Annotated in this window: 6 protein-coding genes; all 6 read left to right on the top strand. The window is 71.6% G+C overall.

Annotated features, from left to right (window positions below; genetic code table 11):
• Nucleotides 1-128 precede the first annotated feature (128 nt).
• Complete coding sequence (locus AC2VNT_RS03125) at nt 129-1,028, top strand: class I SAM-dependent methyltransferase (protein WP_486945468.1); 900 nt, start codon at nt 129-131, stop codon at nt 1,026-1,028.
• A gap of 238 nt (nt 1,029-1,266) precedes the next feature.
• On the top strand, nt 1,267-3,105 hold the full coding sequence (eccA, locus tag AC2VNT_RS03120; RefSeq protein WP_486945467.1) for a type VII secretion AAA-ATPase EccA: 1,839 nt from the start codon (nt 1,267-1,269) through the stop codon (nt 3,103-3,105).
• Nucleotides 3,102-4,718, top strand: coding sequence for a type VII secretion protein EccB (gene eccB / locus AC2VNT_RS03115; RefSeq protein ID WP_486945466.1), 1,617 nt, complete (start codon nt 3,102-3,104; stop codon nt 4,716-4,718). The genes eccA and eccB overlap by 4 nt, the downstream gene beginning before the upstream one ends.
• Nucleotides 4,715-8,698: a type VII secretion protein EccCa gene (eccCa, locus tag AC2VNT_RS03110; RefSeq protein WP_486945465.1), complete on the top strand. Its 3,984-nt coding sequence runs from the start codon at nt 4,715-4,717 to the stop codon at nt 8,696-8,698. The genes eccB and eccCa overlap by 4 nt, the downstream gene beginning before the upstream one ends.
• A gap of 34 nt (nt 8,699-8,732) precedes the next feature.
• The gene (locus tag AC2VNT_RS03105) at nt 8,733-9,032 is read left to right on the top strand and encodes a PE family protein (protein ID WP_486945464.1); all 300 of its coding nucleotides are present in this window, start codon (nt 8,733-8,735) and stop codon (nt 9,030-9,032) included.
• A gap of 11 nt (nt 9,033-9,043) precedes the next feature.
• Nucleotides 9,044-10,055: PPE family protein (locus tag AC2VNT_RS03100; RefSeq protein ID WP_486945463.1), on the top strand; the 1,012-nt coding region annotated here is incomplete at its 3' end.

Raw genomic sequence — 10,055 nt, 5'->3', positions numbered from 1 at the left:
GTGCGGGCCTATCACGCGATGGCCACCACCCATGAGTCCAACACCGTGGCGATGTACGCCCGCGACGCCGCCGAAGGCGCCAAATGGGGCTGACCGGCGCGTCGGGCGCGGCGGGCTGAGGTCACCGGATGCGAAGCGAGGGTGACAGCTGGGACATCACCACCAGCGTCGGATCGACCGCGTTGTTCGTAGCGGCGGCCCGGGCGCTGGAGGCGCAGAAGCCCGACCCGTTGGCCGTCGACCCGTACGCCGAACTGTTCTGCCGGGCGGTCGGCGGCGAATGGGCGGATCTGCTGGACGGGAAACTGCCCGGGCATCAGCTGAAGAGCAGCGATTTCGGCGAGCACTTCGTCAACTTCCAGGGCGCCCGGACCCGCTACTTCGACGACTATTTCCACCGTGCCGCCGACGCCGGCGTGCGTCAGGTGGTGATCCTGGCCGCCGGGCTGGACTCCCGGGCCTACCGACTGCCCTGGCCGGATGGGACGGTGGTCTTCGAGCTGGACCGGCCGCAGGTGCTGGAGTTCAAGCGAACGGTGCTCGCCGAACACCACGCCCAGCAAAGCGCCGATCGCCGGGAGATCGCCGTCGACCTGCGTGCGGACTGGGCCGCGGCGCTGCGCGACAGTGGCTTCGACCCGGCCGAACCGGCGGCCTGGATCGCCGAGGGGCTGCTGATCTACCTGCCGGCCGCCGCGCAGGAGCAGCTCTTCACTGGGATCGACACGCTGGCCTGCCCGGGCAGCCACGTCGCCGTCGAAGACGGCGCACCGATGTCGCCGGAGGAGTTCGCGGCCGCGCTCGCGGCGGAGAAGAGCTCCGGAGACGATCGGCGGGTCTTCCATCAGTTGGTCTACAACGAGCGATGCGCGCCGGCGGTGGACTGGTTCGGTGCGCGGGGCTGGACGGCGACGGCGACACCGCTGGCGGAGTATCTCCGCCGGCATGACCGGCCGGTGCCGCCGCCGGACGCCGAGGCCTGGCCGATGATCGACCGTAATTCGCTGGTCCGGGCCGTCAAGCCGTGAGGCGGCGGAAATGACAGCCATTTTCAGCAAGCTTCCAGGCGGGGTATCGTCAGGGGTCGAAATTCCGACAATCATTTTCAACAAGGAGGGTGGATGCGCAGCCGCGAGCCGGCCGGATCTGTCGGCGTGACCAGGGTCATCGCCGGGCGGGGGCCCCTCGTCTCGACAGTTAGCTTATGCAATGCTAACTTCAGCCGGGTTAGCGTAGCCAACGTTTGCTGGAGAGGGCGATCCAGGCATGAAGAACGGTGATGCCGCCGTGCTGCCGGCGCAGGCCAGCACCCGGGTGGACGAGGAGACCGTCAGCCGGTTCGCCACCTGCTGTCGCGCCCTGGGTCTCACCGTCTACCAGCGTCAGCGCCCGGCGGACCTGGCCGCCGCCCGGACCGGCTTCCGCGCGCTCACCCGGATCGCCTACGACCAGTGCGACGCCTGGACCGGCCTGGCCGCGGCCGGTGACCGCTCGGCCCGGGTGCTGGAAGCGGTGTCGCGCACCGCGGCGAGCGCGGGCCTGCTGCAGCGCCGGCTGGAGCTGCCGCGCGGTGCGTTGGGCTTCCACTACGACACCGGGTTGTACCTGCAGTTCCGCGCCGTCGACCCGGACGACTTCCACCTGGCCCACGCCGCGGCGCTGGCCGCCGACGGCAGCTACGCCGAGGCGCACCAGGTAGCGGCCGGCATCGCCGAGCGCCGGCCGGACTGGAACCAGGCGCGCTGGGTCGGCGTCGTCGTGCACTACCGGGCGCAGCGGTGGTCGGACGTGGTGAAGCTGCTGTCGCCGATCGTCAACGACGGCGGCCTGGACGAGCTGTACGCGCACGCCGCCCGGGTCGCCCTCGGCACCGCGCTGGCCCGGCTGGGCATGTTCGCCGCGGCGCTGTCCTACCTGGAGGAGCCGGACGGTCCGGTCGCCGCCGCCGCGGTGGACGGCGCGCTGGCCCGGGCGCTGTCGCTGCGCGCCGACGGCGACGAGGACACCGCCCGCGAGGTGCTCCAAGACCTCTACGCCGCAAACCCGGAGAATGCCGAGGTCGGCGAGGCGCTGTCGGACTCCAGCTACGCGATCGCGGTCACCACCGCGGACCGCATCGCCGCCCGCACCGATCCGTGGGACCCGGCCACCGAGCCGGAACCCGGTGATTTCGTCGACCCCGGTGCCCAGGAACGCAAGGCGGTGCTGCTGGACGAAGCCGAGCGCGAACTCGGCGAGTTCATCGGCCTGGAGAAGGTCAAGGACCAGGTGGCCCGGCTCAAGAGCGCGGTCGCGATGGAGCTGGTGCGCAGGGCACGGGGCTTGGAGGTGGCCCAGCGCAGCCACCACCTGGTCTTCACCGGTCCGCCCGGCACCGGCAAGACCACCATCGCCCGGGTCGTCGCCAAGATCTACTGCGGGCTGGGCCTGCTGAAGAAGGAGAACATCAAAGAGGTGCACCGGGCCGACCTGATCGGCCAGCACATCGGCGAGACCGAGGCCAAGACGAACGCGATCATCGACAGCGCACTCGACGGGGTGCTCTTCATCGACGAGGCCTACGCGCTGGTCGCCACCGGCGCCAAGAACGACTTCGGCCTGGTGGCCATCGACACCCTGCTGGCCCGGATGGAGAACGACCGCGACCGGCTGGTGGTGATCGTCGCCGGCTACCGCGCCGACCTGGACCGGTTCCTCGACACCAACCAGGGGCTGCGGTCCCGGTTCACCCGCACCATCGACTTCCCGTCGTACAAGCCGGCCGAGCTGGTCGAGATCGCCACCTTCATGGCGTCCCGCCGGGACAGCACGTTCGACCTGGCCGCACTCCACGACCTGGAAGCGCTGTTCGGGCACCTGGCCGACACCACCAAACCCGACACCGCCGGCGTCGAGCGCCGCGCGCTGGACATCGCCGGCAACGGACGGTTCGTCCGCAATGTCGTCGAGAAGTCCGAAGAGGAGCGCGAGTTCCGCCTGGACCACTCCGCACACGCCGAAACCGGCGAGTTCACCGACGAAGAGCTGATGACCATCACCGCGGCCGACGTCGGCAGCACGGTCGCGTCGCTGCTGGAAGGTCTCCGGTTGGAGACGCCGGCATGACCGCACCGCGGAACGGCCAGGTGAGCCAGCCCGACCCGGTCGACGGGGACCGGCGTTCGTTCGCCTCCCGCACCCCGGTCAACGAGAACCCGGACCGGGTCGAGTACCGGCGCGGCTTCGTCACCAAGCACCAGGTGAGCGGCTGGCGTTTCGTGATGCGCCGGATCGCGGCCGGCGTCGCGCTGCACGACACCCGGATGCTGGTCGAACCGTTGCGCGCCCAGTCCCGGGCCGTGCTGATGGGGCTGCTGGTGATGGCAACCATCGGGGCCGGCTGCTTCGCGTTCACCCTGATCTGGCCCAACCGCGCCGTCGGCAACGACGCGGTGCTCTCCGACCGGTCCACCTCGGCGCTGTACGTGCGTCTCGGCGACGAGCTGCACCCGGTGCTGAACCTGACCTCGGCGCGGTTGATCGTCGGTCGGCCGGTCAACCCGACCGCGGTGAAGGGCACGGCGCTGGACACCTTCCGCCGGGGCAACCTGGTCGGGATTCCGGGTGCCCCCGAGCGGATGGTGCAGAGCCCGGAGCGGGACGCCGACTGGGTGGTCTGCGACGCCGCCGCGCCCACCAACGGCACCGGCACCGGCGTGACCCTGATCGCCGGGCCGCCGGTCGCCGGCGGATCGCGGGCCGCCGCCCTCGAGTCGAACCACGCGGTGCTCGCCTGGAACGCCACCGGCAGCTGGCTGCTGTGGGACGGCAAACGCAGCCACATCAACCTGCGCGACCGCGCCGTCACCAGCGCACTGGGCCTGGGCGCCGACCTGCCCGCCCCGCGCCGGATCGACGCCGGGCTGCTCAACGCCATCCCGGAGGCGCCCGCGCTGACCGCCCCGGTGATCCCGGACGCCGGTACCCGGCCGCAGTTCGACCTGGGCCTGCCGGTCCCGGTCGGCGCCGTCCTGGCGGCGCACGCGGTGAGCGGCGGCTCCGACGCCGGCACCCAGTACTACGCGGTGCTGCCCGACGGGCTGCAGCCGATCTCGGCGGTGGTTGCCGCGGTGCTGCGCAACACCGACTCCTACGGCCTGGACCAGCCACCGCGGCTGGGGGCCGACGAGATCGCCCGGCTGCCGGTGTCGCAGGCGCTGGACACCTCCCGCTACCCGGAGCGGCCGGTCAGCGTCGCCGACCCGGCGCGGGCGCCGATCACCTGTGCGCACTGGAGCAAACCGGCCGGCGCCAGCGCCAGTTCGATGACCCTGCTCTCCGGTTCGTCGCTGCCGCTTGCCGACGGGACGGCCACCCTCGACCTGGTCGGCGCCGGAACCGGCGGAACCGCCAACCGGGTCGCGCTGCGGCCCGGCGTCGGCTACTTCACCCAGAGCGACGGGTCGCTGTTCTGGGTCTCCGACACCGGCGTCCGGTACGGGATCAACACCGAGACAAACACGGCCACCGCCGCCGGAGATGACGCGGACCGCACCGACACCGTCGCCGCGCTGGGCCTGAACCGGCCGGCGCTGGAGATCCCCTGGTCGATCCTGCGGCAGTTCGCACCCGGGCCCACGCTCTCCCGCGCGGACGCGCTGCTGGCGCACGACGGGCTGCCGCCGGACCAACGGCCCACCCACCGGGTCGGAGCCGACAACGGCGGGGAGGCCCGATGAGCCGGCTGATCTTCGAGACCCGGCGCCGGTTACCGCGGCCGCCGGTGGACAAGGGCACCATCACCGTCGAGCCACCGCCGGAGCTGCCGCGGGTGATCCCGCCGTCGTTCCTGCAGCGGGCGCTGCCGGTGGTGATCGTCATCCTGATCGTCGGCATGGTGATCGCGATGGTCGCCACCGGGATGCGGCTGGTCTCGCCGGTGATGCTGTTCTTCCCGTTCGCGCTGCTGGTCGCCGCGGCGGGCATCTACCGGGGCGGTGGCGACAAGAAGGCGCGCACCGTCGAGGTGGACGCCGAACGCGCCGACTACCTGCGCTACCTGTCGGTGGTGCGGGACAACATCCGGGGCACCGCCGCCAAGCAGCGCGCGGCGGCCGAATGGTCGCATCCGGACCCCGGCGACCTGGCCACCGTTCCGGGGTCGCGCCGGCAGTGGGAGCGGGATCCGCGCGACGACGACTTCCTGGTGGTGCGGGTCGGCCGGCACGCGGTGCCGCTGGCCAGCCCGGTGCGGGTGGCCGACACCGCCGACGAGATCGACCTGGAGCCGGTATCGCACAGCACGTTACGTGGTCTGCTGGACATCCAGCGGACGGTGCGTGACGTGCCGATCGGACTGGACCTGACCAAGATCGCCCGGATCAGCCTGCTGGCCGGCCCGGAATCCGGGCTCGATCAGGCCCGTTCGGCGCTGCGGGCCTGGGTGGCCCAGGCGGTCACCTGGCACGACCCGACGATGCTCGGGGTGGCGCTGGCCGCACCCGACCTGGAGGGCCCGGCGTGGTCCTGGCTGAAATGGCTGCCGCACGTCGACATTCCCGGCCAGGTCGACGGGGTGGGCCCGGCCCGCTCCCTGTCGACCAGCCCGGACGAGCTGGCCGCGTGGCTGGGCGAGACGCTGGCCGCCCGCCCGGAGTTCACCGGCGAGCCGGCCGAGACGCTGCGGCAGCTGCTGATCGTCATCGACGATCCGGACTACGACCTGAGCGCCTCGCCGCTGGGCATCCCGCGGGCCGGGGTGACCGTGGTGCAGCGGGTCGCCGCCGAGCCGAACCGGGAGCAGTATCCAGACCCGGAGCGGCCGATCCTGCGCCTCGACGGGCGCACCCGGCTGGCCATCGACCGTTGGCAGACCGGCGGCTGGCAGCGCTATGCCGACTGCGCGGACCAACTCGACCCGGCCGAGGCCGCTCACCTGGCCCGGCGGCTGTCGCGCTGGGACTCCAACCCGACCCACGCCGGGCTGCGTTCGGCGGCAACCCGTGGGGCCACCTTCACCACCCTGCTCGGCATTGCCGACGCGGCGCACCTGGACGTGCCCGCGCTGTGGGCGGCGCGGCCGCGCGAGGCGGAACTGCGGGTGCCGATCGGGGTCACCGCCACCGGCGAGCCGCTGATCTTCGACCTGAAGGACGAAGCCGAGGGCGGGATGGGCCCGCACGGGCTGATGATCGGCATGACCGGCTCCGGCAAGTCACAGACGCTGATGTCGATCCTGTTGTCGCTGTTGACCACCCACTCCGCCGACCGGCTGATCGTGATCTACGCCGACTTCAAGGGCGAGGCCGGGGCCGACATCTTCCGCAACTTCCCCCAGGTGGCCGCGGTCATCTCCAACATGGCCGAGAAGAAGTCACTGGCCGACCGGTTCGCCGACACCCTGCGCGGCGAGGTGGCCCGGCGCGAGCTGTTGCTGCGGGAGGCGGGCCGGCGGATCCAGGGCAGCGCGTTCAACTCGGTGACCGAGTACGAGGCGGCGTGCGGAAAGGACGGGATGGCAGGTGATTTCCCGCCGATCCCGACGCTGTTCGTTGTCGCCGACGAGTTCACCCTGATGCTGGCCGACCATCCCGACTACGCCGAGCTGTTCGACTACGTCGCCCGCAAGGGCCGCTCGTTCCGGATCCACATCCTGTTCGCGTCGCAGACGCTGGACGTGGGCAAGATCAAAGACATCGACAAGAACACGTCGTACCGGATCGGCCTGAAGGTGGCCAGCCCCAGCGTCTCCCGGCAGATCATCGGCGTCGACGACGCCTACCACATCGAATCGGGCAGGGAGCACAAGGGTGAGGGCTTCCTGGTGCCCGCACCCGGTGCGGCGCCGATCAAGTTCCGCAGCACCTACGTCGACGGCATCTACGACCCGCCGCGGGAAACCCGGGCCGTCGTCGTGCGGTCGGTGCCGGAACCCCGGCTGTTCACCGCCGGCCCGGTGGCCGGCGATCAGACCACCACGGCGCCCGACGAGGCGCCCGACGAGACCGTCGGTCCGCCGCGCAAGCTGATCGCGACGATCGGCGACCAGTTGGCCGCCCACGGGCCGCGGGCGCCGCAGCTGTGGTTGCCGCCGCTGGACGAGCCGATCCCGCTCGGCGCGGTGCTGGCCCGCGCCGGGGTTCACGAGCGGCAGCTGCGCTGGCCGCTGGGCGAGATCGACAAGCCGTTCGAGATGCGCCGCGATCCGCTGGTGTTCGACGCCAAGTCGGCCAGCGGGAACCTGGTCGTCCACGGCGGACCGAAGTCCGGGAAGACGACCGCGCTGCAGACGTTCATCTGCTCGGCCGCCCGGCTGCACTCGCCGCGTGCGGTGACCTTCTACTGCCTGGACTACGGCGGCGGGCAGCTGCGGGCGACGGAGCAGCTGGCGCACGTCGGCAGCGTCGCGTCCGGGCTGGAGCCGGAGCGGATTCGGCGCACCTTCGGCGAGTTGGAACAGCTGCTGGCGGCCCGTCAGCATCGGGCGACGTACCGGACCGCCGACAGCGACACCGCGCTGCTCGACGACGGGTTCGGCGAGGTGTTCCTGGTGATCGACAACCTCTACGCGTTCAGCCGGGACAACACCGACCAGTTCAACACCCGAAACCCGCTGTTGGCCAAGGTGACCGAGCTGGCCAACACCGGCCTGGCGTACGGCATCCACGTGGTGGTCAGCACGCCGAGCTGGCTGGAGGTGCCGCTGGCGATGCGCGACGGCCTGGGCCTGCGGCTGGAGCTCAAGCTCAGCGACCCCCGGGACAGCAACGTCCGGGTGGTCGGCGCGCTGCACCGGCCGGCCGAATCCGTCCCCGCCGACCAGCCCGGCCGTGGCCTGACGATGGCCGCCGAGCACTTCCTGATCGCCGAGCCGGAGCTGGGCCAGATCCCGGAGATCAACGCCCGCTACCCCGACCTCACCGCGCCGCCGGTGCGGCTGCTGCCGACCAACCTCTCTGCCGACGCGATCGGTCCGCTGCACTCCGGGCCGGAGCGGGTCGTCATCGGCCAGCGGGAACAGGATCTGGCCGCCGTCGAGGTGGACTTCGCCGACAACCCGCTGCTGATGGTGTTGGGTGACAGCAAGTCCGGCAAGACGACGCTGCTGCGGCACATCATCCGGACGGTCCGCGAACACAGCACCGCCGACCAGGTGGCGTTCACCGTGCTCGACCGGCGGCTGCACCTGGTCGACGAGCCGCTGTTCCCGGAGAACGAGTACACCGCCAATGTCGACCGGATCATCCCGGCGATGCTCGGGCTGTCGGCGCTGATCGGGTCGCGCCGACCTCCGGACGGGTTGTCGGCCGCGCAGCTGGCCGGCTGGACCTACCGGGGTGAGACCCATTACCTGATCGTCGACGACGCCGACACCATCCCCGACACGCCCGCGCTGACCGGGCCGTACACCGGTCAGCGGCCGTGGACGAACCTGATCGGTCTGCTGGCCCAGGCGGCCGACCTCGGTCTGCGGGTGGTGGTCACCGGCCGGGCCACCGGCTCGGCGCACGCGCTGATGACCAACCCGCTGCTGCGCCGACTCAACGACTTGCAGGCCACCACGGTGATGCTCTCCGGCAACCCCGCGGACAGCGGAAAGATCCGCGGCCAGCGCTTCGACCGGCTCCCGCCGGGCCGAGCGATCCTGTTGGGCGACAACGACAGTCCCACCTACGTCCAGCTGGTCAATCCGCTGGTCGACTCCAGACTGGCCCGCTGACCATGACCGACCGCATCGATGAGGAGGATCTGCGATGACCCTACAAGTGGTTCCCGAGGGCCTGGCCGCGGCCAGCGCGGCGGTCGAGGCGCTGACCGCGCGGCTGGCGGCGGCCCAGGCGAGCGCTGCCCCGCTGATCGGCGCGGTGGTGCCGCCGGCCGCCGACCCGGTATCGCTGCAGACCGCGGCGAGCTTCAGCGCGCACGGCGCCGAGCACACCGCGGTGGCGACCCAGGGCGCCGAAGAGCTGGGCCGGGCCGGGGTGGGCGTCGGCGAATCCGGCGTCAGCTACGCCGTCGGCGACTCGGCCGCAGCAGCGACCTACCTGGTGTAGCGAGGCGGAGAATGCTTGCCCCGGTATGGATCGCCTTCGCTCCGGAGGTGCATTCGTCATTGCTGAGCAGCGGCCCGGGCCCGGGCCCGCTGTTGTCGGCCGCCGGGGCGTGGTCATCGCTGGGGGCGCAGTACACCTCGGCGGCGGACGAGCTGACCACCCTGCTGGGCGCGGTGCAGACCGGCGCCTGGCGGGGCGCCAGCGCCGACCAGTACGTCGCCGCACACGCGCCGTATCTGGCCTGGCTGCTGCGGGCCGGCGCCGACAGCGCCGACGCCGCCGCCCAGCACGAGGTGGCGGCCTCGGCGTACAGCACCGCGCTGGCCACCATGCCGACGCTGGCCGAGTTGGCGGCCAACCACCTCACCCACGGGGTGCTGGTCGCGACGAATTTCTTCGGGATCAACACCATCCCGATCGCGCTGAACGAAGCCGACTACGTGCGGATGTGGATCCAGGCGGCGACGACCATGGGCGTCTATCACGCCGTGTCCACGTCGGCGCTGGCCGCGGTGCCGCAGCCCGGGCCGGCGCCGACGGTGGTCAAGACGAACAATCCGCTGGCCGCCCAGCAGTCGTCGCCGCCGTCCGGGAATTTCCTGGCCGAGATGTTCAACGAGTTGGGACAGCTGCTCAAGGACCCGTCCGGGACCATCGCGCTGATTATGGCGAACCCGACCGCCTGGCTGCCGCTGCTGTTCTTCATTGCCTACGAGGCGTTCTTCATCCCGTTCGGTTGGACGTTCTGGTCGGTGCTGCTCAGCTCGCCGGCGTGGATCCTGCCGATCACGATCGGCGGCGGGCTGAATTACCTGAACACCCTCGGCACGGACTCGACGGACGGGGGCGAGGCTCCCGGTGACGTACCGGTGCCCGCGGGACGGCCCGAGCAGCCCACGGTTGCGCCACCCGGTCACGCCCCGGCGCTGCCCACCGTCGCGACGCCCGGGGTCGTTACCGGCGGGCTGCCCGCCGCGCCCGCGACACCGCCGGCGACCCCGGCGGCCGGAGTGATCGGCTTCG

The sequence above is a fragment of the Mycobacterium sp. TH-M15 genome, from assembly GCF_057473705.1.
The sequence above is the reverse complement of the archived record's forward strand: the minus strand, read 5'-3'. Positions and strand labels throughout refer to the sequence as shown.